This is a genomic window from Saccharopolyspora kobensis (genome assembly GCF_900108315.1).
Classification (GTDB): domain Bacteria; phylum Actinomycetota; class Actinomycetes; order Mycobacteriales; family Pseudonocardiaceae; genus Saccharopolyspora; species Saccharopolyspora kobensis.
Map to the genome: position 1 here is coordinate 207608 of NZ_FNVB01000002.1, position 26286 is coordinate 233893.

A 26286-nucleotide genomic window follows, 5' to 3' on the forward strand; every position below is an offset into this window, starting at 1 on the left:
GTCGTGGGGCGACACGCCGACGATCCGCAACTTCAATTGAAATCGCACGTCTGATTTCCATTGAAATTGCGACGGGATCGCACAGTGCGGGGTTCTGGTCAGTACGACTTGGGGAGGCCGAGGACGTGGGTGGCCACGTAGTTCATCACCATCTCCTGGCTCACCGGGGCCAGGCGGAGGATGCGGGACTCCCGGAAGTAGCGCTCCACGTGGTACTCGCGGGCGTAGCCCATGCCGCCGTGGGTCTGGATCGCCTGGTCGGCGGTGGTGAACCCGGCGTCGGCGCACAGCCACTTGGCCATGTTCGCCTCGCGCCCGCACGGCAGGCCCTGGTCGTAGCGCCAGGCCGCGTTGCGGGCCATCAGCTCGGCGGCGTCGAGCCGGGTGACCGCCTCCGCCAGCGGGAACGCGATGCCCTGGTTCTGACCGATCGGCCGGTCGAAGACGACGCGCTCCTTGGCATAGCGCACCGCGCGGTCCAGCGCGGCGCGGCCGATGCCGAGCGCTTCGTGGGCCAGCAGGATCCGCTCCGGGTTGAGCCCGTCGAGCAGGTACCGGAATCCCTTGCCCTCCTCGCCGACCCGGGCGCTCTCCGGCACGAACAGGTCGTCGATGACCACCTCGTAGGAGGAGACCGCGTTGCGGCCCAGCTTCGGGATCGGGCTCAGCTGCACGTGCTCGGGGTCGATGTCGATCAGGAACAGCGACATCCCGTCGGTGGGGCGCTCGACCTCCTCGCGCCGGGTGGTGCGGGCGATGAGCACCATCTTCTGCGAGTCGCCCGCCTTGGTGATCCACACCTTGCGGCCGTTGACCAGGTAGCCGCCGTCGACGCGCTGGGCGAAGGTCGAGATCCGGGTGGTGTCGGTGCCCGCGTCGGGTTCGGTGACGCCGAAGCACACGTGCAGCGACCCGTCCGCGGCGGCGGGCAGCACTTCCTGCCGGAGCTGCTCGCTGCCGTGCTTGACGATGGTGTTGAGGCCGAAGATGGTCAGGTGCATGGTGCTGCAGCCGTTCATCCCGGCGCCCGAGGCCGCGACCTCTTCCAGCAGCAGCGCCGCTTCCAGGATGCCGAGCCCGCCGCCGCCGTACTGCTCCGGGATGGCGATGCCCAGCCAGCCGCCTTCGGCGAAGGCGTTGTAGAACTCCCACGGGAAGCGACCCGCCGCGTCGCACTCGGCCCAGTACTCGTCGGAGAAGCTGCGGGCCAGCTCGCGCGCACCGGCCCGCAGGGCCGTCTGGTCCGCGGTCAGCTCGAAGTGCATGGCGTGGTCCTCCCGAAGGCACAGCGTTCGTATTTACGAACTAAGGCTCAGATATATGAACACCTTGATCCCCGCGGGCCCGCCCTGTCAAGCCGCCGTCAAGCCTTGACAGTGACGCCGTTCACTTCCTAGATTCACACTTACGACACCGCGTTCCCATATATGAACGCTTTCCTTCCCGCTGCGAGCGGGTTCCCCGCGCAGCCGCGCGACGATCACCGGCGAAGAGGACTTGAGCGATGACGCTTGGCAGCGCTGCCCCGGCACCCCCAGATCCGGCTTCACGCAAGGCGGTCGGGCCCGCCGTGGTGATCGGCTCGGCCCTGGAGTGGTTCGACTTCTACCTCTACGCGTCGATGGCCGCGCTGGTCTTCGGCCGCCTGTTCTTCCCGTCCGGCGACCCCACCACCGCCACCCTGGGAGCGATGGCGACCTTCGCCGTCGGCTTCCTCGCCCGGCCCTTCGGCGGCATCGTCTTCGGGGTGCTCGGCGACAAGTTCGGCCGGAAGATGGTCCTGTCGGTGACCTTCCTGCTGATGGGCATCTCCTCCGGGCTGATCGGCCTGCTGCCGACCTACGAATCGGTGGGCCTGCTCGCGCCGCTGCTGCTGGTCGTCCTGCGCCTGCTGCAGGGCCTGGGCGCCGGCGCCGAGCTCGGCAGCGCGATCGCGGTCGCCTACGAGCACGCCGACGCCAAGTCCCGCGGACGCCTCGGTTCGCTACCTGCGCTGGGCGTCAACATCGGACTGTTCGCCTCCTCCCTCACCGTCACCGTGCTCACCAGCTTCGACGAGGAGTTCCTCTACAGCTGGGGCTGGCGCATCCCGTTCGTGGCCAGTTTCGCCCTGGTGGCGCTGGGTTTCTGGGTGCGCAGGCAGATGCCGGAGACGCCGGAGTTCGAGCGCGAGGCGCGCGAGGCCAGCGCCCGCAAGAAGTCCCAGCCGCTGCGGTCGCTGATCCGCTCGGACTGGCGCGGGCTGGCCGTGGTGCTGGCGATCACCGTCGGCTACAACGGCGTCAGCTACGTGTTCAAGACCTTCTCGCTGTCCTACCTCACCGAGTTCCGCGACGTGCCCGCCAACGTCGGCTCGTTCGGCATCACGCTGGCCAGCGCCTGCGCCATCATCACGGTGCCGATCGCCGGCCGGCTCTGCGACCGGGTGGGTGCCAAGACCGTGGTGATGGTGGGCGCGGTGGCCACCGCCGCGCTGGCCTTCCCGTTCTTCTGGATGCTGGACTCGGGGCAGCGCGTGCTGATCTGGGCCGCGCTGGTGCTGGCCACCGGCATCGTGGTGCCAGCCATGCTCAGCGCGCAGGGCGCGTTCCTCTCCCAGCAGTTCCCGACCCGCACCCGGGCGTCCGGGCTGGGCACCGGCCGCGAGGTCGGCGGTGCGTTCTCCGGCGGGCTGGCTCCGCTGGCCGCGCTCGCCCTGGTCACCGCAACTCCCGGTCACGGCACCTGGGCCGTGTCGCTGATGTTCGTCGCCGGGGCCGCGTTCATCGGGGTGGGTGCGCTCTTCGACCAGGCGAGGCGGCTGGAATCCCGTGCCGAGCAGCAGGTCGCCGAGCGGACCTGACCGGATTCGGGCGCGGCGGCGGCGGTAGGTTCGTCGGCGAAAACCGTGTGCATCGACGATGGGGAGCGCAGTGCCACCTGCTGGAGCAGCCAAGGCGCACCGCACGGTCTCGCGGGTCACCACGATCCTCGAACTGGCGGCGGCGCACCGGTCCGGAGTGCGGCTGGCCGAGCTGGCCGCCGCGCTGGACGCCCCGCGCTCGTCGGTGCACGGCCTGGTCAAGGGCCTCGTCGTGACCGGCTACCTGCGAGAGGAGGGCGGCGCGTACCGGATCGGGCCGGCGATCAACTCGCTGCTGGCCGCCGCGCCGCCCACCGTCGCCGAAGCCGCCCGCCCGGCGATGGAGCGGCTGCACCGCCAGTTCGACGAAACCGTCATGCTGGCCACCCTGGTCGGCGACTCGGTCGTCTACACCGACGCCATCGAGTCCACCGAGCCGATCCGCTACTCCGCCCCGCTGCGCACCCGCCGCCCGCTGCACCCGACCAGTTCCGGCAAGTGCATCCTCGCCTTCGGCACCGAGCGGTTCCGCGAGGGCTACCTGGCCGGGCACCTGTCCGACCCGGACCAGCGCGAGCAGATCCGCCGCCAGCTCGAAGAGGTCGCCGAGGCGGGAGTGGCGATCAACCGCGGCGAAACCCTCCCGGACCGCAGCGGTGTCGGAGCGCCGATCTTCGAGAAGGGCAAGGTGGCCGCGGCGATCGCCGTGGCGGGCCCGAGCAGCCGCCTGGCGGACAAGATCACCGAGATCGCCGAAGCGACCAAGGCCGCGGCGCACGAAGTCTCCGAACACCTCGCCGGCCGCGTCTGAGTCCGACAGCTCGGGACTCCGCGCGAAATCGCCTTCCCCGTCACCGTTTCCGCAGGTGGTGGCCCGTGAGTGCTTTGGGGTGCCATGGCCCCGCAAAACACTCACGGGAGCTGAACTGCGAAAACGGAGCCGAGGTAGGTTGGCCGCACCGGTCTCTTCTCGGCGGAGGGCTAGATGGCGGACACCCCGGCTCGGCTGCGCGTGGGGTTGCTCGGGCCGCTGGAGGTCGTCTCGGGCGGGGTCGCCGTCCGGATCGGCGGGAAGCGGTTGCGCGCCGTCGTGAGCAGGCTCGCGCTGGAGGCCGGGCGGCAGGTTCCGGTGCCCGCGCTGGTGGAGGCGCTGTGGCCCGAGCAGGAGCTGGACGATCCGCAGCACGCGCTGCACTCGCTCATGACCCGGCTGCGGCGGGCACTGCCGGACAAATCCGTGCTGCGGTCGGCGGATTCCGGGTACTGGCTGGACATCGAGCCGGACGGCGTGGACGTGCTGCGCTTCGAGCGGCTGGCGGCGGAAGGCCGCCGCGCGCTCGGCCGGGATGAGCCGTCGGTGGCCGCTGAACTGTTGCGGGACGCGCTGGGTCTGTGGCGGGGCGAAGCGCTGACCGACGCAGGAGACGCGCCGTACGCCGTCGCTGCCGCGGTTCGCCTGACCGAGCTGCGGTTGTCGGCGACCGAGGACCGGGCGGCCGCCGAGCTCCAGCTCAACCGGGATCCCGCCGCGCTCGCCGCAGAACTGGCGGAGCTGGCCGCGCAACACCCGCTGCGCGAGCGGGCCAGTGCGCTGCTGATGCGCGCGCTGCACGCCGACGGCCGGAGCGCTGCCGCGTTGCGCCACTTCGATTCCGTTCGCCGGAACGTGATCGAGGAACTCGGCACCGAGCCCGGCCCCGAACTGGCGGCGGCGCACTTGACGGTGCTGCGCGGCGAACCGGCGAAGCGCCGCAGCAGCAATCTCCGGGCCGCGGTGACCAGCTTCGTCGGGCGGGAGCGGGAATGCGCGCAGATCCGTGAGCAGCTGGCCGGGGCGCGGCTCGTGACGCTGGTCGGCGCGGGCGGTTCGGGCAAGACCCGGCTGGCGTCCGCGATCGCCGAGGCGGCCGAAACCGATGCCTGGCTTGTGGAACTCGCACCGGTCACCGACCCGGCCGCGGTTCCGCTTGCGATCGTCGAGGCGCTCGGCCTGCGCGGAACCCGGCCCGCGATGGACCGGATCGTCGAAGGGCTCACCGCGACCGAGGCGCTGCTGGTGCTCGACAACTGCGAGCACCTGGTGGAGGCGGTCGCCGCCTGCGCCGCCGAGCTGCTCGGCCGCTGCCCGCGCCTGCGGGTGCTGACCACCAGCCGCGAAGCGCTCGGCATCGACGGCGAGGTGCTGTTCGCAGTCCAGCCGCTCGACCTGCCCGCCGCCGACGCCCCGGCCGACGTGGACTGCCCGTCGGTGCGGCTGTTCGCCGACCGGGCCAGGGCTGCGCGCTGGGACTTCGCGGTCACCGCGGAGAATTCGGCGGCCGTGGCCGAGATCTGCCGCAGGCTGGACGGGCTGCCGCTGGCCATCGAGCTGGCCGCTGCCCGGCTGCGCACGCTGACGGTCGAGCAGCTCGCCGCGCGGCTGGACGACCGCTTCCGGCTGCTGACCGGCGGCAGCCGCACCGCTCTCCCCCGCCACCGCACGTTGCGCGCGGTGGTGGACGCGAGCTGGGAGCTGCTCACCGCCGAAGAAGCTCGCTGCGCGCAGTGGCTCGCGGTGTTCAGCGGCGGCTTCACGCTGGAGGCCGCCGAAGCGGTGTGCGGTGTCGAACCGCTGACCGCGCTGGTCGAGAAATCCTTGGTGCAGCGGGTCGGCGAGCGCTACCGGATGCTGGAGACGATCCGCGAGTACTGCCTCGAACGACTCTCGGCGTCCGGCGAATCGCCCGCCGCCCGGACCGCGCACGCCCGCTACCTTTGCGAATTCGCCGAGTCGCAGGAGGCGTCGAGCCGCGACGAGCGGCAACCCGCCTGGCTGCGGCGGATCGGCGCGGAGCACACCAACCTGCTGGACGCGCTGCGGTTCGCGCTCGACGAAGACCGGGACCTGGCGATCCGGCTGGCCGCCCAACTGGGTCCGCTGTGGACCTGCCGTGGCATGCACGCCGAAGCCGCTGAGCGGCTGCGCTTCGCGGTCGGCACCGCGTCCGGGGCGGTCTGGTACCTGCTCAACGCCGTGCTCGCCGGCAACGCCGACCGCGCCCGTTTCGACCCGACTGCACTCCAGCGCGCACCGCAGCACCCGGTCGGTGCACTGCTGGACGCTGCGCTGGCACTGGCCACCGACCGCGCGGAAGCCGCGGCACCGCTGTCGCACCAGGACGAGTGGACGCAGGCGATGGCGCACCTGCTCCGCGCCTTCCACCACGCCAACAACGGCGGGCTGGACGCGATGCGCCCGGCACTGGTGAGCGCGGCGGAGGCGTTCCGCCGCTGCGGTGAGCTCTGGGCCCGCTCCACCGCGCTGTCCTCGCTCGGCTACGCGGAACTGGCGCTCGGCGATCTAGACCGCGCCGAGGCCGCGCTGGTGGAGTCGATCCGGTTGCGACGCGAGCTCGATCCCGCACAACCCGCTGTGCTGGAAGGAGTTTGGCTGGCCCAGGTCCTGCACCGGAAGGGAGCGGTGGCCGAGGCGCGAGCACGACTGCACGAGCTGCTCGGAACCCACCCGACCGCCGCGGTGCACGCCCGGCTGGCGCTCGGCGATCTGGCGCGCCACGACGGGGACTTCGCGGCAGCGGCGGACTTCTACCGGTCGATCGGCATCCCGAAGCACGAACCGCTCCGCGCATGCTCGACTGCGCGCTCGGCAACCTGTCGGTGTCAACAGGCGACCTGCTGACGGCGCGCGCTCAGCTCGCCGAAGCCTTCACGACGGCTTCAGCGACGCTGGACATGCCGCTGGTGGCGACGGTCGCCGTCGCGGTAGCCCGCCTGCGCCACCACGAGGGCGCAAGCGCCGCAGAAGTCCTCGGCGCCGCTGAGGCCCTCCGCGGTGCTCCGGACCCCACCGATCCCGACACGCGATCCCTGCGCGCAGCGCTGAGCGACGAATCCGCCTACGCCCGGGGCCGCGCGCTCGGCAGGGCCGAGGCACTCACTCTCGTCGAAGCGAACATCAACTGCCGTGCGCGATTCGGGGCGTCATGACGAAGGCGCTGCCCTGCTGCTGTCCGGCATCTTTGCTCGCCGGAGCGGCGCACGTGGTGACCATGCCTCGGCGCGCCCTGGTCCGACCAGTCGCCGGCCGGGCTCGCGCCGAGCCAAGAGCCCGTCTTCTCGGAATCCCCGGCCGTTGACCGACCGGGGATCTAGCGATCAAATGTCGGTTGTTGACGCTGGTCTGGGTGTGTCGGCTTGGGTGCCGGCGGGTGTGGTGCTCCAGCCCGTGTCGCCGGACGGGGCCGCCGTGCGTTCCCGTTCGGCTTCGACCTGCTGATCCCGCTGCGCCTTTCGGTAGCCGGTGCGGAGCATCTCCGCGGCGATCTCCCGGCCACCGAGGCCGAAGGCCAGCGCGAGCCCGAGAGCGAGCGCACCGAGCATGGCCGTGTAGGTGATCATCACGATCTCCGGCGCGATGCCGAGTTGCGTGAGCACCATGAACACGGCGATGCCCATGACCAGGGCCGGGCCTGCCGCGGCGACCACTCTGCCGGTTGGGGTCTGCCCCATGGTGCGGCGCGCGAGTCCGCCGACCGCGCCCGCCAGGAGACCGGCGACCACGACGATGGCGATAGCGGCGATCACGTTCGGCAGGTAGGCGAGGACCTGGTTCATGAACGTCGTCACGGATGCAATCCCCAGCGCCCCGATCGCGGTCACCAGGGAGAAGATGAAGACCAGCCAGAACACCACCCGACCGGTCAGCCGGGAGACCGTCAGCCCGCTGCCGCCCCGCTCGAGCCAGCCGCCGACCTGCGTGTCCTGCATCCTCCGGTCGACCCCGGACTTTTGCAGCAGCTTCGCGACTCCCTTCTGCAACAGCTTCCCGACGATGTAGCCGATCAGCAGGATCACCAGCGCGCCGATCAGAACCGGGATGAATTGGATGAGAGTCTGCAAACCGCTGAGCAGAGTCTGGACGATTCCTCCTGGTGCTTGGGCGAGAGACATGCCTACCCCCTTCCCTCGGTTCCGTCCCAGGCTCCCCCGATTAGGGATCGGCCAAACGGGACCGTCTGAGCTGGGAAGGAGGCAGCCGTCGGGATCACGACCCCTCGCCTGCGACGTGGTGCCTCGGAGAACGATCCTTTCGCCGCTCGCTGCGCGTTGCTGGTTCGCGGCCTGCTGGCGGCCTTCGCGCTCGTTGATCTCCCGACCGGCTTCGGCAGGACGGTCGGCAACCTAGGGGCGGGCGGCGGTGATGGCCTCGGCGGGATCCGAGAGCCGCACGACGGTGAAGGCGCGAAGCGCGTTGTCCATCTCGCCATGTCGGCGGACATTTTCCCACACCCGGTGCGGTACGTGGACAGTTGTGCTGGCGGCGCTTGCTTCCGTCCGGGCAGGTGCCGGAGTGCGGGCGGCTGGTCGTCTTCTTCCCGCACCCCAGCACACCATTGCCCGCATACGCGGTAAGGGGACGGCAACCTTCGGGCTCCCGATCCGCCGCTCAGGGCCGCCAGACCGCCGAGACCACCCAGCCCGGCACGCTGCCCCGGACACCGCGCGGCCCTTCCAGCGGTCGCAGCGCGGCCGCGACCGCCTCTCGCGCCTTGCCGACCGCGCCGCCGTCGGCGTCGCGCAACCAGAAGCGGACCGGGCCCATGCCGAAGACGAAGTCCACCGCGTCGTCGGCATCGCTGCCGAGCACGAAGTCCGAGGCGGCCTCCCGCAGCACCACGTCGTGGAACCCGGCCGCCACCAGCACCTCCCGGATCCGGTCGCCGTCGGTGAAGTTCACCGGCCCCGGCGCGGTGTCCTCGGCGGGATCCGGCAGCGGAACGTGCGCACCCATCGCCGCCCAGACCACGTCCAGCACGTTCTCGCCGTCACGCCCGCAGCCGAAGACCAGGCGGCCGCCTGGCTTGAGCGCGCCGCCGATGTTGCCGAAAGCGGCTACCGGATCGGCGAAGTACATGATCCCGCCCCGGCTGATGGCCACGTCGAAGTGCGCGGTCGGCAAGGCGTGCACCTGCGCATCGCCCTGCTCGAACGTCACGTTCGCCAGCCCCTCACCGGCCGCCGCGGCCCGCGCGCGCTCCAGCATCGGCGCGGACAGGTCCACGCCCAGCACGTGGGCCGCCCGGTGCGCGGCAGTCCGGGTCGTCCTGCCGGTGCCGCAACCGATGTCGAGCACCCGGTGCGCGCGCTCGATCGCGGCCACCTCGAACAGGAGCCCGGTGCTGTCGTCGAGCATCCGGTCGTAGCGGTCCCTGTTGTCCGCCCAGTGCTGCCCCTCGTAGCCGTTCCACGCCTCTGCCTGGTGTTCGTTCACGATCTCCATGCCGCGCAGGCTGCCGACCCGCGCACACAGCGCGCACACAGCTCGCGCACGAGGCTCATCGGCGCAGCAGTGCCAGCGTCGCACCCGCCGAAGCCGCGGCCAGAACCGCTTGAGCCACTGCGAACACCGTCCAGGCCGCGAATTCCACGCCAGTCGCCCAGTAACCACCACCTAGGTAGGTGAACTGGGTGCCGAGCAGCAGAGAACTCAGGATGAGCAGGACTTCGGGGCCGTGGTAGGCCACGACGACCGCTCCGGCGAGGCTCCGCTCCTCCCGGTCGCTCACCTCGGTCAGCGCCACCGCAGCGCACAGGCCGCCGATGGACACCACCGGTAGGAGTGCTCCCAGCGCGCCCAGTCCGGCGATGACGGTCGTGCTGCCGTACTCCAGCGGAAGTCCGGCGAACAGCAGCACGAACTGCACCGCCACCGCACCCAGCACCACGTAGGCCAGCGGCCGACCGCTGGGCCGCACGAGCCGCCTCCGGCGGAACACCCGGCGCAGCGGGGCCAGGCGCGATGCCAGCGCAGCGGTGAAGGCGATGACCGCGAAGAAGTACAACCACGCCCAGACCGTCGCTGCCCCGTGCAGCGAGGTAAGCGAATCCACCGCGAAGAAGACCGCGGTTCCGACGACCAGGCCCGCACCGGTCGCCCCGCGAGCGCCGTCGCGCTCCAACCACACCAGACCCACCAGCAGCAGGGCGAACCTGATCAGCAGGTAGCCGAGCCCGAAGAAGCTCGACGCGGCGATCACGTCGGTGTAGGTGATCACGGTGGTGACCGAGGCAGCGACGGCCGCCGCGTACAGGGCGTTCCGGTTGCCCAACCAGCCCAGCCCGGCGACGCGGTCCTTCCAGGCCGGTGGCGTCGCCGACCGCCGCGCGGACCAGTCGAGCACCGACGCCATCCGCTCCGACCAGCTCCCGACACCCGGCGGGGCGAGGACTTCACCGAGTTCCCGCGCCAGCACGGCGATCGGTGTGCCGGCGGCGTGCGCGGCAACGGTGCTCAACGCCTGCGGCGATCCCGCGCACAGCGCGATCACCTCGTCCACCGCTCGCGGTTCGCCGGCCAGCTGCTCCTCGCCGAGAGCGCGTGCGAGCAGTTCGCGGGACTCCGCTGCGCCGAGCGCGTCCAGCGGGAGCGACCGAGCGCCGTCGGCGATCAGGCCGGTCAACTGGTTCCGGCTGGTCACCACGACGAACGCGGTGGTGCCTCCGGGCAGCAGCGGGCGGACCTGCGCCAGATCGCGGGCGTCGTCGAGCACCACCAGCACCCGCTTCTTCGCCAGCAGGGTGCGGTACCGCCCGGCCACGTCGGCCGGAATCCGCGTTTCGCCCATCGCCTCCAGGAAGCTCCGCAGCACCTCGGTCGGGCTCACCGGCCAGTCCCCGGCATCCGAACCGCGCAGGTTCACGTACAGCTGCCCGTCCGGGAAGTCCTGGGCGGCCTGGTTCGCCCAGTGCACGGCCAAGGCCGTCTTGCCGACGCCGGGCGCTCCCGAGATCACCGCCACCCGAGCGGAATCGCCCACCATGGCGTGCAGCGCCGCGAGTTCGTCGGCCTGCCCGGCGAAAGTAGCGATGTCCGGCGGCAGTTGCCCCGGCGCCAACCGCTCCCCTGCCTGCGTGTTGAAGTGGATGCCTCCGTGGACCGCGCCGACCTGCGCCACCGGGCCGTTGACGGTACCGCTCTGCTCGTTGCGGGTCCCGGATTCCTCGACCATGCCGCCCCCATCTCCGGGCATGCCTTTTTCGAACGATCCTAGATGAAAGTGATTCCACACTCGTCCTGCGCGGCGGTGCCGGTGGCGGAACCTCGGAGGTCGCCCGGACTGCGGGCGCCCCTCCCGGTGCACGACCACCGACGTCCGGCGCCGGAAGATCGCTCAGCGGGCGTGGTAGATGTTTGTGCATGGCACGACCAGCGATGATGTTGGGCATCGATGTGGGCACCACCGCCGTGAAGGTGGCCGCCTTCGAACTGGACGGCACCCTCGTCGCCGCGCACACCGAGGCGTACCCGATCCACCGCCCGCAGCCGGGCTGGGCCGAGCAGGACCCGATGGACTGGTGGCGGGGCTGCGCGGCGGGCATCCGGGCCGTCCTCGCCGGGCTGGAGGCGAACGCGGTCCGCTCGATCGGCGTGGTCAGCCAGGTCAACACCCACGTCTTCACCGACGACCAGCTGCGCCCGCTGGCCCCGGCGATCATCTGGCAGGACCAGCGCTGCGCCGGAGTTGCCCGGGAACTCGACGACCGGCTGACCGCGGCGGACAAGAAGCGCATCTGGGGCGGCCCGATCGTGCTGGACGCCTCCTTCGTCGGCTCCCGCGCGGAGTGGTTCGCCCGCACCGAACCCGAGCTGTGGGCGCGGACGCGGTGGGTGCTGAGCCCCAAGGACTTCGTCATCGCCAAGCTCACCGGGCGGATCGCCACCGACCAGCTCTCCGCCGTCCGCGTCGCAGGCCCGACCGGCTACCTCCGCGAAGCGGTCGAGCTGGTCGACGGTCTGCTGGGCAAGCTGCCCGAGATCGCCGCTCCCGAACTGGTGCTGGGGCCCGCGACCGAGCTCGGCGCCGAGGTCGTCGTGGGCACGATGGACGCCTACAGCGCGGTGTTCGGCACTCGCACCACCGAGCCGGGGCGCGGCATGGTGTCGTGCGGAACGTCGCTGGTGGTGGCGGGTGCGTCCGCCGAGTCGGTGCCGGTGCCGGAAGTCGTGAGCTTCCCGCCGAAGGACGGGCTCTTCGTGCACGCCGGGCCGACGCAGGCGGCCGGTGACGCACTTCGCTGGTGGTGCGGCGTTTCCGGGCTCGACGTCGAGGAGGTGCTGGCCTCGGCGGAAGCGGGTCGGCCGGGCGTGATCTTCACCCCGCACCTGATGGGCGAGCGCGCACCGCTGTGGGATTCCGAGGTGCGCGGGAGCTTCTTCGGCCTCGATTCGGCGACCACGCGGGCAGATCTGTCCCGGGCGGTCCTGCAGGGCGTGGCGATGTCGGCGCGGCACGTGCTGGGGCCGGTGGAGCGCGCGTGCGGATTCCCGTTGCCGTCCTTGGCATTCTCCGGCGGCGGCGCGCGCAGCGACCTGTGGACGCAGATCCACGCCGACGTGCTGCAGCGCCCGGTGGAGCGACTGCGCGTGCACGACAGCGCCGTCCTCGGTGCGGCCCTGCTGGGAGCCGTGGGCACCGGCACCTACCCGGACATCGCCACAGCGGCGGCGGCAACGGTCGCGGTGGACCGCGTGTTCACGCCCGCTGCCGACGCCGACCGCCTGAACCCGCTGTTCGAGGCGTACCGCGAGTCCCACGAAGCCCTGCGCGGCATCCACGCGCACCTCACCGCCTGGCGCAGCACGCCGTGAACGCGTGCTGCGCCAGCTGCGGGCGTCAGCCGCGGATCTTGATGTTCTCGATCTCCACCGGGAGAGCCGGTTCGCCGTCGCCCGGGTCGCCGTTCTCGCCCGGGACGATGCCGCCCGCGACGATCTCGTCCAGGACGTCCATGCCGCGCAGGACGCGGCCCAGCACCGTGTAGGCGGGCTTGATGTTGGCGTGCGAGTGGACGATGAAGAACTGGCTGCCGTTGGTGTCCGGGCCCTGGTTGCCCATCGCGATGGTGCCGCGCGGGTAGGTCTCGGCACCGGTCACCTCGTCGGCGAACCGGTAGCCGGGACCGCCCTTCTCCACCGACCAGATGTCACCGCACTGCAGCACGCCGAGCCGCTCGGAATCGGTCAGCCGCCAGCAGCGGGACCGGTCGTAGAAGTCGCTGCGCGCCAGGTGCACGAGGTTGTGCACCGCGCACGGCGCGTTCGCGCGGTCCAGCTCGACCAGGACGTCACCGCGGTTGGTCTCGATCTCGGCCCGCACCGTGCCCTTGGCCTTCGCCTTCTCCCCGGGCGGGTCGACCTCGCGGGCCGCCGGGTTCTCCGGCGTCGGGATGAACTCGCACGTCGTGCGGTGCGGTGGGCGCGGCGACTCGGCCTGCGCGACTGCGACGGGGGTGGCGGCCAGCACGACCGCGAAGATTCCAGCGAACCAGCGCAACTTCATGCGCCGAACTTAATCACCCGCACGGACCTGCCACACCGGCGAACGGACGAGTCGGCGCGTGCTTCGCGGCCGCGTCCGGGGCTTCAGGCGGCGGTGGTCTCCGCGGGCGGCAGGTTGCGGGCCTCCCAGAGGGCTTGCGCCGGTGGCTGGTTCCAGCGGGCGAGCCCGAGCGAGGCGTAGGTCTCGTCGAGGTTCCGGTAGATCTCGTCCAGGAAGGTGGCCGCCATCGCGCAGGTCAGCGACGGCTCTGCCGTGGACGGTCCCACCGCGTCGGTCTGCGATCGCGCTGCCATCTCCCACCACCTCTTCGGAACAACGGTCCGGCGCGAGGCCGACCGGCCTCGCCAGATCCGCACCGTAACCGCGAACAGCTCCCCACGTCAACAACCAAGTGACTTTGAAATAGCCGGTATATGGGCGACTCAGACCGCCTCCACCTGCTGAAACTAGCTGTAAGTGAATGTTCGATAGCCGGAGAAGTTCTGACAGGAGGGCCCCGATCGGACGCTCGCGCCCGCGAGACCGCAGCGTTCCGCTTGTCCGCCCCCACAAGTCGCGCACCGAACTTCGTCGTTCAGCACAAACTCGCCGCACGGCCACCCGCCGTACCGTTCTCCGCAACGAACGTGTCCGGCCCGAAGGAGACCCGTGCCGCTCCAGACCGCGCAACGCCCGACCGCGCCGACCACCCCGCACGACACCGCCCAGCCGAGCCCGGAAGCGAAAACCCCGCAACCGCCCGCAGAAGTGCACGACGAAGACCACGTCATCCGCGGCTACGACTGACCACCCGCCCCCGGTCGATTTCGTGCGCGGTCGGCGCCCCACCGGGCGGCGCGGCGCCGACCGCGCGCCGATCGCCGTCGGCAGCCCCGTTTCCGCAGGTGGTCGCCCGTGAGCGCTTTGGGGTGCTATAGCACCCCGAAACACTCACGGGTCCTGAACAGCGGAAACGGAGCGAGATGCATCCGGGTTCGCACCGACCTGGCATAGCGCGGCTCCACCGCGGCCCCTGCGAAAGATCGCGCCCCGCAGCTGCGTTCCGGCTACCGGGGACGAAAGGCATTGCTCTGCCGCCCTTCCGGTGTTGGTTCAATGCGCGTTTCCACACCCCGCTGTTTTCCTTGGGGTGCAACGGCATTCGCGTTCCCACGCGGAACCGGACAACCTGGGCGCGACGTCCTCCGGGGTGACCGTCCGGCATGTGGGACGGGCTCGCCGCGGGCCGTCGTCCGCGTAGCATTCCGCGCCGTGGTCCCGAGATCAGTGCTCCTGGTGGCACGGCTGCACGTCGACACGTGCCGCATCACCAGCGCCGCGTGTCGCGCGTGACGCCTCCGCGCCACCCGCTCCCGCACCTCGAGGATCCACCATGCCTTCTCCGCACGCGCCCGAAGTCGACACCGCAGGTCTCGCCCAGGGCTTGAAACGCAGGCACATGAGCCTGATCGCCCTCGGCGGGGTGATCGGCGCCGGGCTGTTCGTCGGCAGCGGCGTGGTCATCGGCTCGACCGGCCCGGCGGCGGTGATCTCGTTCCTCATCGCGGGCGTGCTGACCGTGCTGATCATGCGGATGCTGGCCGAGATGACGGTGGCCCGCCCCGCCCTCGGCTCCTTCTACGCCTACGCCCGCGAGGCGCTGGGCGAGCGCGCGGGTTTCGCAGTGGGCTGGATGTACTGGTACTTCTTCGTCATCGTGGTGGCCGTCGAGGCGGTGGCCGGGGGCAAGCTGGTGCAGCTGTGGTTGCCGGAGGTGCCGCTGTGGCTGATCAGCCTGGTGCTGCTGACCTCGCTGACGCTGACCAACCTGGTGTCGGCGCGCTCCTACGGCGAGTTCGAGTACTGGTTCTCCTCCATCAAGGTCGCCGCGATCGTGGTCTTCCTGTTCCTCGGCGCGCTGGCCGTCGCAGGCCTGTGGCCGAGCGCTCCGGGCGGCCTCGGCGACCTCACCGCGCACGGCGGGTTCGCCCCGCACGGCATCGGTGCCGTGCTGGTCGCGGTGGTGCCGTGCGTCGCGTTCTACACCGGGGCGGAGATCGTCACCATCGCCGCGGCGGAATCGGCCGAACCGCGCCGCGCGGTCGCCAACGCGATGCGCTCGATCATCCTGCGAGTGGTCGCCTTCTACGTGCTCTCGGTGCTGGTCGTGGTCGCGGTGGTGCCGTGGAACTCCCCGGAGATCGAGGTCAGCCCGTACGCGGCGGTGCTGCGGGCGCTGCACGTCCCGGGCGCGAGCACGATCATGAACGCGATCGTGCTGACCGCCGTGCTCTCCTGCCTGAACTCCGCGCTCTACACCTCCTCGCGGATGCTCTTCGCGCTGACCCGGCGAGGCGACGCGCCGAGCGGGCTCACCAAGCTCAGCCGCAGCGGTGTGCCGCGCCGCGCGCTGCTGGCCGGCACCGTCGTCGGCTACCTGTCGGTGATCGCCGCCTACGTCTCCCCCGACCTGGTCTTCGCCTTCCTGGTCAACTCCTACGGCGCGGTGGCGCTGTTCGTGTACCTGATCATCGCGATCTCCCAGGTCCGCCTGCGCAACCGGACCGATCCGGCGCAGCTGCCGCTGAAGATGTGGCTGTTCCCGTGGCTGAGCTACCTGACCATCGCCCTGATGCTCGTGGTGATCGCGGCGATGGCGGTCCTGCCGGGAACGCGCTCGCAGTTCTGGCTGAGCCTGGTGACCCTGGCGGTGGTGCTCACCGGCTACGAGTTCCGCCGCCGCGGAACAACGAGCCCGACCGGAGGTGTTGAGAAACCATGACGTCCACGTTCGCAGTCACCTGGGACTACCGGTGCCCGTTCGCCCGCAACGCGCACGAGCACCTGCTCACCGGTCTGGCCGGAGGCGCTGACTGGCAGGTCCGCTACCTGCCGTTCTCGCTCGGCCAGGCGCACGTCGAAGACGGCCCGAGCGTGTGGGACGAACCCGGTCAGGACAGCGGGATCGTCGCGCTGCAGGCGGGTGTCGTGGTCCGCGACGAGTACCCGCAGCAGTTCCCGGCGGTGCACCGAGCGCTGTTCGCGGCCCGCCACGACGAGGGCCTGCACCTGGAGGACCGCTCGGTGGTGGCCCGCGTCCTCACCGACCACGGCGTTCCCGCCGACGCGGTGTTCGAGCTCATCGACAGCGGAGCGGCGCTGGAGCAGGTCCGCGCGGAGCACGAGCGCTTCGTGTCCTCCCACGACGTCTGGGGCGTGCCGACCTTCATCGCCGACGACCAGGCCGTCTTCGTCCGCCTGATGACCCGAGCCCCGGCAGGCGCGGACCCCCAACCGTCGATCACCGCGGTCGAGAAGGTCCTCGGCCTGCTGACCGGCTATCCCGACCTCAACGAGTACAAGCACACCACCATCCCCCGCTGACGCGCTTTCAGCGCTTGGTGCGGCGGGTGGGGGTGGCTGCGGTGGGATCCTCGGGCCACGGGTGCTTCGGGTAGCGGCCGCGGAGTTCAGCGCGGACCTGGTGGTAACCGTTGGCCCAGAAGGACTTCAGGTCCGAGGTGACCGCCGCCGGGCGCCCCGCCGGGGACAGCAGGTGCAGGACCAGCGGGATCCGGCCGTCGGCGATGCGCGGCGCTTCGGTCCAGCCGAAGACCTCCTGCAGCTTCACCGGGAGCGTCGGCCGGTCGGTGTAGTCGACCTTGATCCGGGAACCGGAGGGCACCTCGATGCGGTCCGGGGCCAGCTCGTCCAAGCGCCCGGCCACCGACCAGGGGATCAGGCGGCGCAGGGCGGTTGCCGCCGGGATCCGCAGGTCCGCGCGGCGGCGGGCGCTGCCGAGCTCCGGCCCCAGCCAGTCGTCCACCGAGGCCAGCAGGGATTCGTCGTCGGTGGCGGGCCAGGGATCGCCGAGCGCGTCGTGCAGGAAGCCCAGGCGCTGCCGGAGCCGTCGGGCGTCGTCGCTCCAGTTCAGCAGTTCCAGGCCTTCCTCCCGCAAGCCGTCCAGCAGCGCGCGGCGGAGCTCGGCCGGATCGGGATCGCTGATCTTCCGCCGGTTCAACGCGATCGCGCCGATCCGCTCGACGCGGAACGCGCGCACGTCGCCGTCCACCCAGCCGATCTCGTCGGTGGTGCTGACCAGCGCGGGTGCGGCCGCGCGCGCCAGCTGCTCGTCCGCCGGGGCGGCCAGGCGGACGGTGCCGTGGGCGCTGCCGGGCGTCCGGTCGGCGACCGCGATGGCCAGCCACTCCGATCCGCGCACGCTCGAACCGGTCGGCAGCTGCACGGCAGTCCCGGAGGCCATCAAGTACACGTTCGACTCGGCGTCGCGACGGCGGGCCAGGCGCTCCGGTTGCGCGAGCGCGACGACCAGCGCGGCATCACCGTTCCCGCGATGCGCGGGCACCATCGAGCGGAGCCTGCGCACCTCCTTGCGCCACCGGTCGCTGCCCGGCCCGCCGCGCCGCAGTCCGGTCAGGGCCGTGGTCACGTCGACGTCGTTGGTCAACGCGTCGTTGTCGAGCAGCGCGACCACTTCCGCCGCGATGTCGGTGCCTGCCCGCTCGGACCCGTCGAGCAGCGCGCGGGCCAGCCGCGGGTGCAGGCCGAGCTCGGCCATCCGGCGGCCACGGTCGGTCACCGCGCCGGAGGCGTCCAGGGCGCCGAGCCCGCGCAGGACCTCACGGCCGGCGGCGAGCGCACCGGTCGGCGGCTCGTCCCACCACTCCAGCGCCGAACCGTCCGGCGTGCCCCAGCACGCCAGTTCCAGCGCCAGCCGGGTCAGCTCGGCGGTGCGGACCTCCGGCTCCGGATAAGCCGGGAGGGTGCTGTGCTCGTGCTCCGGCCAGCAGCGGTAGACCACGCCCGGCCCCTGCCGCCCGGCGCGACCGGCGCGCTGGTCGGCGACCGCCGCCGAAACCCGCACCGTGGCCAGGCCGGACAGCCCCCGTCTGTTGTCCACGCGCGACACCCGCGCCAGGCCGGAGTCGACCACCGCCCGCACTCCCGGCACCGTCAGGCTCGACTCGGCGACCGCCGTCGCCAGCACCACCCGGCGCCGCTTCCCCACCCGCAGCGCGGAATCCTGCTCCGACCGCGGCAATCTCCCGTGCAGCGGCAGAACGTCCACATCGGACCCGGCCAGGTTCCCCGCCACCCGGCGGATCTCGGCCGCACCGGGCAGGAAGGCCAGCACGTCGCCGTCCTGCTCCGCGAACGCCGTGCGCACCGCCCGCGCGACGCAGGCCTCGATCCGCTCACCGCGGTTGGGCGGCACGTGCGCGGTGCGCACCGGGTGCGTGCGAACGTGCGCTTCGATGACCGGGGCGTCGCCGAGCAGCTCGGCGACGCGACCGGCGGCGACCGTCGCCGACGTCGCCAGCAACCGGAGGTCCGGGCGCAGCCCGGCGCGCGCGTCGAGCAGCAGCGCCAGCAGCAGATCGGCGTCCAGGTGGCGTTCGTGGCACTCGTCGAGCATCACCACGTCGACGCCGGGCAGCTCGGGATCGCCCTGCAACCGCCGCACCAGCAGGCCCGAGGTCACCACCTCGACCACGGTGCGCCCGCTCCGGCGGCGCTCACCGCGCACCGAGTAGCCGACGCGCTGCCCCACGTCCTCGCCGAGCAGTCCCGCCATGCGCTCCGCCGCGGCACGCGCCGCAAGCCGGCGCGGTTCGGCGACCACGACCCGCAAGCCCTGCTCGGCCAGCGCGAGCGGGACCAGCGTGGTCTTCCCAGTGCCGGGTGGTGCCACCAGGACCGCGGTCCCGCGCTCGGCCAGCGCTCCGGTGACGTCGTCGAGCACCGCCCGCACCGGCAGATCGGGAAGTTCCCGGTCCATCACAACCTGCCTCCGAAGTCATCCGCCCAGCAGCGCGGGCCGCGCGCCGTCGGCGGCGGTCAGACGAGCTCGTCGTCCTCCGGGGAGCGGGTGTAGATCGTCTCCCCGCGCAGGACGGTGCGCAGGCAGCGCGGCATCGGCGCCTGCGGCGAGAGGTCCGGCAGCGGGGGGACGCCGGAACGCGGATCGGTGGACCAGCGCTGCACCCGCGAATCCGTTGCCGCCACGACGAGTTCACCGGCGTCCCACACCGCGTAGGTCGCGGGCGCACCGGGCACGAGGGTGCCGGTCACGCCGTCGTCGATGCCCGCCGCGCGCCAGCCGCCGCGCGTGTGAGCCGTGAACGCCGCGCGCGGCGAGATGCCGAAACCGCTGGTGCGGTGGTGCACTGCGGCCTGCACCGCGCGCCACGGGTCCACCGGCGTCACCGGGGCGTCCGAGCCGAGCGCGAGCAGCGCGCCGTTGGCGGCCAGCTTCGAGAACGGGTTGAGCCGGGTGCCGCGCGGGACGCCGAGGCGGCGCGCGTACATCGCGCCGGAGCCGCCCCACGCCGCGTCGAACGCCGGCTGCACCGACGCCACCACGCCGTAGCGGCCCAGCTCGGCGGCCTGCTGCTCGTCCACCATCTCCAGGTGCTCCAGCCGGTGGCGCAGGCTCGCCAGCGCCGGGACGCCGACCACCTGCGCCGCCTTGCGGAAGCCCGCGCAGACCTCGGCCACGCCGGCATCGCCGATCACGTGGAAGCCGGCCTGCACACCGGCCCGGGTGCAGGCCACCAGGTGCTCGGCCACCGCGTTCGCGTCGAGGTAGAGCACCCCGGAGGTGGTCGGGTCGTCGGTGTAGGGCTCGCGCAGCGCGGCGGTGCGGGAACCGACCGCACCGTCGACGAAGAGGTCACCGGCAAGGCCGCGCGCACCGAGCTCCGCGGCGCGCTCCACCGCGCCGAGCTCGCCCCAGTAGCCGATGACCTCGGGAACGCCGCCCTGCGCCGAGAGCGCGAGCAGGTCGACCAGGTCGTCGGCACCGGAGATGTCCGGCCCGGCGCACTCGTGCACGCAGGCCACGCCCTGCGACGCGGCGTGCCGCAGGAACGCCAGCTGGGCTTCCTTGCGCTGCCCGGAACCGAGGCAATCGCGCGCGGCGCGGCGCACGTGGTGGTGCGCCACGCGGGTCAGCGGGCCGGAATCGCTCCAGCCCTCGGCGCTGCGGGCCAGCGGTGTGCGGTCCACCAGCGCGGTGGACACCAGCGCGGAGTGCACGTCTATGCGGGAGAGGTACACCGGCGCACCGGCGGCGGCGCGGTCGATCTCCTCGCGCGTGGGCGGGCGGCGCTCCGGCCACCAGGTCTCGTCCCAGCCGTGGCCCCACACCAGCGCGCCCGGGTACTCGGCCACGTGGTCGCGCAGCGCGTGCAGGAACTCCGTCAGCGAGGCGCAGCCGGTCAGGTCCAGCCCGTTGAGCAGCAGGCCGGTGGACGTCGCGTGCACGTGCGCGTCCACGAACGCCGGTGCGACGAACGCGCCTTCCAGGTCCACGACTTCGGCATCGGGGTGCAGCGCGCGGCCGACCTCGTCGGAACCGAGCCAGGAGATGGTGCCATCGGTCACGGCCATCGCCGTGGCGGCGGCGTCGACGGGCGAGTGGATTCGTCCGCCGAGCAGCAACGTGGTCTCGGACATGTCCTTCGTGCTTCCCCGTCTCGGGTTTCCGCTGCGATGGTGACCGGCGCGCGGCGCCGGCGGATGGGCTGGTTCGGGCGAGCTTACCCGCCACCGCGCGGACCCCGACGGACCGTCGACCAGATCAGCCGCGCGGCTGCTCGTCCGAGCGTTCTGCCTGCGCAGACCGCTGCGGCGGCAGCAATCGCGGCCCGTCGCCGGGAACGCGCTCGTCGTCCTCGGTGACCGAGACCACCTCGCCGTCGATCACATCGCTGCCCGGCGCGGCGGCACCGCGCTCCCGGCGCACCCGCTGGGTGTGCAGCCACACCTGGTCCTGCATCTCCTTCGACCGCCGCTCGGCGGCGCGCAGCATCCGCTTGCGCAGCACGGCGCGGATCGGCGGGAACAGCAGCAGCAGGCCCGCGACGTCGCTGAGCAGCCCGGGCAGGATGATCAGCAGCCCCGCGGCGGCGATGAGCACGCCGTCGGAGATCTCCCGGTCCGGCGAACGGCGCAACCGCGCGGCCTCCCGGAACTCCACCATCGTGCGGCGTCCCTCGCGGCGCAGCAGCCAGGCGCCCAGCACCGCCCCGGCCACCAGCAGCCCGAGCGTGGCCAGTACCCCGATCGCCTGGCCGAGCGCGACCAGCACGGCGATCTCGGCCACCACGGAGAGCAGGAGCACAACGAAGATCGGCACGGCGGGGCCCTCCTGTCGACTGCAGTCACCGGGTACAACGAACCAGACCCGACAAATGCTCCCGCACCGGGCAGAGGTGATGGAGGTCCTCTCCCGCGGGCCCCATAGAATTCGTTCCGATGCGGGCGCACAGAACGAAAACACTCCTCTTCGTGGCCGTCAGCGGTGTGCTGGCGCTCGCGCTGCTGATCAGCGACCAGTACCTGCCGGGGCTGCCGCTGCAGCCCAAGCAGTTACCGGCCGCGGTGGTCACCATGGGCGACAGCACGCTGTCCGGCGAAGGCGGCGGCGACTACGCGGTGGGGACCAACGGCGAGCGCGGGAACTGGTGCCACCGCTCGGCCGCCGCACCGATCCACCAGCTCCAGCTGCCGCCCGATGTGACCCGCATCAACCTGGCCTGCTCCGGTGCCCGCGCGGAGGTCGTCGGCGCCGACCCGGACCCGGGCCACGCGGAGGGCTCGCAGTCGGCGCAGCTGGCCGAGCTCGCCAAGCGCTACCGCATCACCGACGTCGTGGTGCAGGTCGGCGCGAACGACGTGGGCTTCACCGACACGGTCAACCAGTGCGTGGAGGCCTGGGTGCGCCGCGCCGAGGAGGGCTGCGCCGGGCAGCTGCGCAGCGACTGGCCGCGGCGGATCGAGCGGATGCAGCCGAAGGTCCGCAGCGCGCTGGAGGACATCCGCGCCGCCATGGACAGCGCCGGGTACACCCCGAGCAGCTACTCGCTGGTGGTGCAGTCCTACGCCTCCCCGGTCGGCCCCGACGTCCGCCCCGAGCTGCAGAACCTGTCCGGTTGCCCGTTCCTGACCAGCGACCTGCAGTGGATCCGGGACACCGGCGTGCCGCAGCTGGCGAACGGGTTGCACGAGGTCGCCCAGCAGGTCGGCGCCCGGTTCCTGGACCACTCCCGGGCAGGCTCGGGCCGCGAGGCCTGCACCGGCGACCCCAAGACGGGCGAGGGCGAGTGGTTCACCCGCCTGTCGGTGGACTGGGCGAGCCTCCAGGACGAATCCCGCGCGGCGCACGCGATGCAGGAGTCCTACCACGCCAACGCCGCGGGCCACCGCCAGCTGGGCCGCTGCCTGAGCGAATTCCTCGCCACCACCGAAGAAACGGCGTCCTGCCTCCCGGACGACCGCGGCAACCTCCACCTGGCCACCAACACAGCATCGGCCCTCCCCTCGCACCCCTAACACCCCGCCCCGCCAGGGTTTTCGCAATTTCAATGGAAATCAGACGTCCGATTTCCATTGAAATTGCACGAGGTTTCGGCGTGTCGGACCCCGACACGCCGGTGCGTGTCGGGTGGTGCGCAACTTCCATTGAAATTGGAGGCGTGATTTCAATTGAAATTGCGCCCCCCGCACGGATCCGCGCCGGACACGCGGATCCACTGACCCACCGGACGCGCCGGAGGCGCGAAACCTACTGATCCGCCGGACGCGTTGTCCCGCGGATCCGTTGGAGGGTTGACGCGCCGACTGGCCGTTTCCCGGCGAACCGGTTCTCGGCCAGGCGGCGGGTCAGCGCGCGGCGTCAGATCGCCGGGGGGCGGTTCTCGAAGGGCGTGGACAGGACCACCGTCGTTCGGGTGGAGACCTTCGCCGCTTCGCGGATCTGGCGGAGGAGTTCCTCCAGGCCCAGCGGGGAAGCCACTCGCACCTGGAGGATGTAGGACTCGTCGCCCGCCACCGAGTAGCACGACTCGATCTGCGGCAGGTGCTCCAGGCGCTGCGGGTAGTCGTCCGGGGCCGCCGGGTCGATCGGAGTCAGCGAGATGAACGCGGTCAGCGGCAACCCGATCTGGTCACCGTCCACTTTGGCCGTGTAGCCCTGCAGGGCACCGCGCTGCTCCAGCCGCCGGACCCGCTGGTGCACCGCCGAAACGCTCAGCCCGACGCGCTCGGCCAGATCGGTGAAGCTGCACCGGCCGTCGCGGGCCAGCTCGCGCAGGATGGCGCGGTCGGTGGCCTCCAGCACGGCCGGAGTTGCGGCTCGCTCGCTCACGCCGGCAGCACCACCAGCTCGTGCGGTTGGTTGTTCACGCTCTCCACGCCGTCCTCGGTGACGATGACGATGTCCTCGATCCGCGCACCCCAGCGGCCGGGCTGGTAGATGCCCGGCTCGATGCTGAAGGCCATGCCCGCCTCCAGCTCGATCGCGTTGCCCCCGACGATGTAGGGCTCCTCGTGCACGTCGAGCCCGATGCCGTGACCGGTGCGGTGCACGAAGTACTCGCCGAACCCGGCGGCGGCGATCGGCTCGCGGGCGGCGGCGTCGATGGACTCGGCCGTCGCGCCGGGGCGCACCGCCTGCACCGAGGCGCGCTGCGCGGCTTCCAGCACGGCGTAGGTCTCGCGGACGTCGGCCTGCGCCGGTTCGCCGATCGAGTAGGTGCGGGTGCAGTCGGAGTTGTAGCCCTCCGCGATCGGGCCGCCGATGTCGATCACGACGACGTCGCCGCGCTCGATCACCCGGTCCGACACGTCGTGGTGCGGGCTGGCGCCGTTGGGCCCGGAGCCGACGATGACGAACGCCGCCTCGGTGTGGCCCTCTTCGAGGATCGCGGCGGTGAGGTCGGCGCCGACCTCGGCCTCGGTGCGGCCCGCCTTGAGGAACTCGGCCATCCGGTTGTGCACCCGGTCGATGGCCGCCCCGGCCTTGCGCAGCGCCTCGATCTCGGCGGCGTCCTTGCGCATCCGCAGCTCCCGCAGCACGCGACCGGCGAGCACCTGCTCGGCGTCGGGCAGCGCGGCGCGCAGCGGCAGGACGTGCAGCGCGGCCATCGCGTCGGCGACGGCCAGTCGCTTCGGCTTCCCGCCGCGGCCGGCCAGGTCGGCCACCATGGCGTGCGGGTCCTGGCCGTCGACCCAGGTGACGACGTCGATGCCGAGCTCGGCCAGCGGGATGTCGGCGAAGCCGAGCTCCTCGAGCTTCGGCAGCACCAGCGCGGGCCGGCCGTCGGCGGGCAGCACCAGGCAGGTCAGCCGCTCGTGCGACTCACCGCCGGCGCCCAGGAGGTAGCGCAGGTCGGAACCGGGCGAGATCAGCAGCGCGTCGAGGTCAGCCGCGGCTGCGGTTTCGGCCGCCCGGGTCAGACGGGCGGCGAGCACGGAAGGATCCTGCTTGAACGAGTCGGTCGCCATAGCTCCCCAGCCTAATCCCGAGGTGAAGCCCCGACGTGCGGGCGGTCCAGCCCCCGCCACCCCGGCAGCGCCACCACCGCCAGCGTGACCAGCGCGTAGCCCGCCCCGGCGGCCCACAGCGCGGCCCCCACCCAACGCCGTCGACGAGCGCACCCAGCGGAGCGCCACCGAACGCAACCGCACCGGACAGCCCGAGCACCCGGCCACGCATCGCAGGATCGACCCGCTCGTAGGAGAGCACCGACAGCGTCGGGTTGATCGCACCCGAAGCCAGCCCCGCGACAGCGATGACGATCAGCAGCACGGGCAGTCCGGGTTCCAGGGCCATGACGGCATATCGCGGGGCCCCGGCGATGGCGGTGACCAGCACGAACCGCCTGGGCAACCGCGGCCCGAGCCAGCTGTAGCCGAGGTTGCCCAGCAGCGCGGCGGCGGCCAGGACGCCGCTCATGGCACCGAGCGCGACGGGGCTGCGCAGCACCTCGGCGGCGTAGATCGGGTGGAGGACCCCGATCGCGGCCATGTCGAGGGTGTTCATCACGAGCAGGACCAGCACGATCATCACCAGCAGGCGATCGCCGAGCAAGGCGCGGGCACCGGCGCGGAGGTCGGCCAGGTAGCCGCCGTTCGAGCGCCCGGCGCGGCCGCGGGGAACGCCGAGCGCGGTCAACCCCGCAGCCAGCGCGAAGAGCATTCCCACTGCGAGCAAGACGGTGGTTTCGGAGACCGCGGCCAGCGCCGCGCCGCCGAGCGGAGCGCCCAGCATCTGCGCGCAGCGGTTGGCCGCGTCGAGCCCTCCGGAGCCGCGTTCCACGGGCATCCCGGCCCGTTCGAACAGATCGGGAGCCACCGCCCGCCGCGCTGTCTGTCCCGGTGCCCGGCTGGCGCCGAGCAGCGCGGCGAGCGCGAACAGCTGCCACATCACGAGGCCGAAGGCGTTGTGCAGCAGCGGAATCGCGACGAGCACCACGGCGGCCGCGAGGTCCGATCCGATGGCGCTGCGGCGGGCGCCGAGCCGGTCCACCAGTGGACCCCCCACCGCGGCCAACGCCACCAGCCCGGCCATCTCGACGGCGGCGACGGCGCCCACCAGCATCGCGCTGCCCATCAGCGCCAGCACGAACCACGGGACGACCAGCAGCGCGACCGCCGTGGCGAACGCCGACACGCCGGTCGATGTCCACAGCAGGACGACCGGCGCGCGGCCGTTCACGGCTGCGAGCGCGGGAAGGCCTGGAACTGCACGGCGACCTGCTCGTCACCGTCCTCGGCAGGACGCCGGTACTCGTCGAGCAGCTCGTGCAGTCGCCGGGTCAGCTCGCCGAGTTCCTCCGGCCGGAGCCAGAGGAAGGTGTCCGACAGGGATGCCGCCCCGGTCCACTCCGGCGACCACCGCTGCCGTTCGGCCAGGAACGCCGTGCTCTGGCGGTAGTGCGCGCTGGCGACCTCGTACAGGTACGCGGCCAGCGGCCCCTGTTCGTCCGGGCCGAATTCGCCGGTGGAGACCGCGGTGTGCTCGTGCACCGCGCGCCACCAGCGTTCGCGCCGGTTGCCCCGCCCGGTGTCCTCCTCGACGAACCCGTGCTCGGCGAGCTGCCGGAGGTGCCAGCTCGTCGTCCCGCTGCTCTCCCCCACCCGCGCGGCCAGCTGCGTCGCCGTCGCGGGCCCGTCGCTGCGCAGCATGCCCAACAGCTGCACCCGCAGCGGATGCGCCAACCCGCGCAGGCTCTTCGCGTCCAACTTCCGGTCCACGCGAGCACGACACGATCGCCAAGAAGCCTTTGCAAAGGGTTCTTGGCGATCGACCCGGAGGCT

General features: G+C 72.0%; 22 protein-coding genes. 9 read left to right on the top strand and 13 right to left on the bottom strand.

Annotation, left to right across the window (positions count from 1 at the left end; translation table 11 throughout):
- Positions 1-98: 98 nt before the first annotated feature.
- A complete protein-coding gene (locus C4T78_RS00915; protein ID WP_093346192.1) occupies positions 99-1265 on the bottom strand; it encodes an acyl-CoA dehydrogenase family protein in 1167 nt (388 codons plus the stop codon).
- 239 nt (positions 1266-1504) lie between these two features.
- On the opposite strand from C4T78_RS00915, the gene C4T78_RS00920 reads away from it, so the two are divergent.
- The 4 genes from C4T78_RS00920 (at position 1505) to C4T78_RS00935 (ending at position 6829) form a co-directional block, all read left to right on the top strand.
- Positions 1505-2842 (top strand): MFS transporter, encoded by a 1338-nt coding sequence (locus tag C4T78_RS00920; protein WP_093346190.1) that lies wholly within the window; start codon positions 1505-1507, stop codon positions 2840-2842.
- 70 nt (positions 2843-2912) lie between these two features.
- Positions 2913-3653: an IclR family transcriptional regulator gene (locus C4T78_RS00925; RefSeq protein ID WP_235862993.1), complete on the top strand. Its 741-nt coding sequence runs from the start codon at positions 2913-2915 to the stop codon at positions 3651-3653.
- 174 nt (positions 3654-3827) lie between these two features.
- Positions 3828-6521: an ATP-binding protein gene (locus tag C4T78_RS00930; RefSeq protein ID WP_093346185.1), complete on the top strand. Its 2694-nt coding sequence runs from the start codon at positions 3828-3830 to the stop codon at positions 6519-6521.
- Positions 6470-6829, top strand: coding sequence for a hypothetical protein (locus C4T78_RS00935; RefSeq protein WP_093346182.1), 360 nt, complete (start codon positions 6470-6472; stop codon positions 6827-6829). Before C4T78_RS00930 ends, C4T78_RS00935 begins: the two co-directional genes overlap by 52 nt.
- Before the next feature lie 168 nt (positions 6830-6997).
- On the opposite strand, the gene C4T78_RS00940 is transcribed toward C4T78_RS00935, so the two are convergent.
- The 3 genes from C4T78_RS00940 to C4T78_RS00950 form a co-directional block, all read right to left on the bottom strand.
- The gene (locus tag C4T78_RS00940; RefSeq protein ID WP_093346179.1) at positions 6998-7792 is read right to left on the bottom strand and encodes a mechanosensitive ion channel family protein; all 795 of its coding nucleotides are present in this window, start codon (positions 7790-7792) and stop codon (positions 6998-7000) included.
- Positions 7793-8288: 496 nt separating this feature from the next.
- Complete coding sequence (locus C4T78_RS00945) at positions 8289-9122, bottom strand: class I SAM-dependent methyltransferase (RefSeq protein WP_093348347.1); 834 nt, start codon at positions 9120-9122, stop codon at positions 8289-8291.
- 55 nt (positions 9123-9177) lie between these two features.
- On the bottom strand, positions 9178-10872 hold the full coding sequence (locus tag C4T78_RS00950; protein WP_093346177.1) for an ATP-binding protein: 1695 nt from the start codon (positions 10870-10872) through the stop codon (positions 9178-9180).
- A gap of 167 nt (positions 10873-11039) precedes the next feature.
- Here C4T78_RS00950 and C4T78_RS00955 point away from each other — a divergent pair, with 167 nt between their 5' ends.
- Positions 11040-12491 carry a xylulokinase gene (locus C4T78_RS00955; RefSeq protein ID WP_218161434.1) on the top strand — a complete coding sequence of 484 codons (1452 nt, stop codon included), beginning with the start codon at positions 11040-11042 and terminating at the stop codon, positions 12489-12491.
- A gap of 25 nt (positions 12492-12516) precedes the next feature.
- Here C4T78_RS00955 and C4T78_RS00960 read toward each other — a convergent pair whose 3' ends face one another.
- A complete protein-coding gene (locus C4T78_RS00960; RefSeq protein WP_093346172.1) occupies positions 12517-13182 on the bottom strand; it encodes a peptidylprolyl isomerase in 666 nt (221 codons plus the stop codon).
- 83 nt (positions 13183-13265) lie between these two features.
- The gene (locus C4T78_RS00965; protein ID WP_093346168.1) at positions 13266-13475 is read right to left on the bottom strand and encodes a hypothetical protein; all 210 of its coding nucleotides are present in this window, start codon (positions 13473-13475) and stop codon (positions 13266-13268) included.
- 355 nt (positions 13476-13830) lie between these two features.
- Between C4T78_RS00965 and C4T78_RS36260 the strand changes: the two genes are divergently transcribed.
- The 3 genes from C4T78_RS36260 to C4T78_RS00975 all read left to right on the top strand — a co-directional run bounded on the left by C4T78_RS36260 (position 13831) and on the right by C4T78_RS00975 (position 16545).
- A complete protein-coding gene (locus tag C4T78_RS36260; protein ID WP_177247380.1) occupies positions 13831-13968 on the top strand; it encodes a hypothetical protein in 138 nt (45 codons plus the stop codon).
- A gap of 652 nt (positions 13969-14620) precedes the next feature.
- Positions 14621-15943 (top strand): amino acid permease, encoded by a 1323-nt coding sequence (locus C4T78_RS00970; RefSeq protein ID WP_218161490.1) that lies wholly within the window; start codon positions 14621-14623, stop codon positions 15941-15943.
- The gene (locus tag C4T78_RS00975) at positions 15940-16545 is read left to right on the top strand and encodes a DsbA family oxidoreductase (RefSeq protein ID WP_093346163.1); all 606 of its coding nucleotides are present in this window, start codon (positions 15940-15942) and stop codon (positions 16543-16545) included. The genes C4T78_RS00970 and C4T78_RS00975 overlap by 4 nt, the downstream gene beginning before the upstream one ends.
- 7 nt (positions 16546-16552) lie before the next feature.
- On the opposite strand, the gene hrpB is transcribed toward C4T78_RS00975, so the two are convergent.
- From hrpB to C4T78_RS00990, 3 genes are all read right to left on the bottom strand, one after another.
- Entirely contained in the window at positions 16553-18961 is a 2409-nt protein-coding gene (gene hrpB, locus C4T78_RS00980; RefSeq protein WP_093346160.1) for an ATP-dependent helicase HrpB, read from the bottom strand.
- A gap of 59 nt (positions 18962-19020) precedes the next feature.
- Positions 19021-20640: an amidohydrolase gene (locus tag C4T78_RS00985; protein WP_093346156.1), complete on the bottom strand. Its 1620-nt coding sequence runs from the start codon at positions 20638-20640 to the stop codon at positions 19021-19023.
- 124 nt (positions 20641-20764) lie between these two features.
- Positions 20765-21322, bottom strand: a complete 558-nt coding sequence (locus C4T78_RS00990; RefSeq protein WP_093346154.1) for an FxsA family protein — start codon at positions 21320-21322, stop codon at positions 20765-20767.
- Between the two features lie 152 nt (positions 21323-21474).
- Here C4T78_RS00990 and C4T78_RS00995 point away from each other — a divergent pair, with 152 nt between their 5' ends.
- A complete protein-coding gene (locus C4T78_RS00995) occupies positions 21475-22518 on the top strand; it encodes a GDSL-type esterase/lipase family protein (RefSeq protein ID WP_235862992.1) in 1044 nt (347 codons plus the stop codon).
- Between the two features lie 343 nt (positions 22519-22861).
- On the opposite strand, the gene C4T78_RS01000 is transcribed toward C4T78_RS00995, so the two are convergent.
- From C4T78_RS01000 to C4T78_RS01015, 4 genes are read right to left on the bottom strand one after another with little or no spacing between them, the layout of a single operon-like run.
- Complete coding sequence (locus C4T78_RS01000; protein ID WP_093155725.1) at positions 22862-23302, bottom strand: Lrp/AsnC family transcriptional regulator; 441 nt, start codon at positions 23300-23302, stop codon at positions 22862-22864.
- A gap of 26 nt (positions 23303-23328) precedes the next feature.
- Positions 23329-24471, bottom strand: coding sequence for a M24 family metallopeptidase (locus C4T78_RS01005; RefSeq protein ID WP_093346149.1), 1143 nt, complete (start codon positions 24469-24471; stop codon positions 23329-23331).
- Positions 24389-25684, bottom strand: a complete 1296-nt coding sequence (locus C4T78_RS01010; protein WP_093346145.1) for an MFS transporter — start codon at positions 25682-25684, stop codon at positions 24389-24391. Before C4T78_RS01010 ends, C4T78_RS01005 begins: the two co-directional genes overlap by 83 nt.
- Positions 25681-26223 (bottom strand): ArsR/SmtB family transcription factor, encoded by a 543-nt coding sequence (locus tag C4T78_RS01015; protein ID WP_235862991.1) that lies wholly within the window; start codon positions 26221-26223, stop codon positions 25681-25683. Before C4T78_RS01015 ends, C4T78_RS01010 begins: the two co-directional genes overlap by 4 nt.
- Positions 26224-26286 lie beyond the last annotated feature (63 nt).